General features: G+C 57.7%; 1 protein-coding gene. It reads right to left on the reverse strand.

Going from position 1 to position 281, the window contains the following annotated elements; all coding sequences use genetic code 11:
- Positions 1–281, reverse strand: a 281-nt coding sequence (locus ACFWW2_RS04750) for a transposase (RefSeq protein WP_393926597.1), incomplete at both ends; no start/stop codon positions are given.

The following is a 281-nucleotide window of genomic DNA, read 5'->3' on the forward strand; positions in this document are numbered from 1 at the left end:
TGCGGCTGAGACAGCCTTTGGTTTTGCCAGTGCGGTGTCGGACAGTGGCAAAGGTGCTCTCGATGGGGTTGGTGGTGCGGATGTGCTTCCAGTGTTCGGCAGGGAAGTCATAGAAGGCCAGCAACACGTCGCGGTCTTTGATCAGTTTCCCGACAGCCTTGTCGTATTTCACGCCGTAGGTTGTGATGAAGAAGTCAAAAGCGGCCTCGGCATTCACGCGCGTCTCAGCCTGCCAGATATCGTGCAGGTGGCCCTTGGCTTTGGCCTGAACCGACTTCGGC

Source organism: Yoonia sp. R2-816 (assembly GCF_046762905.1).
Classification (GTDB): domain Bacteria; phylum Pseudomonadota; class Alphaproteobacteria; order Rhodobacterales; family Rhodobacteraceae; genus Yoonia.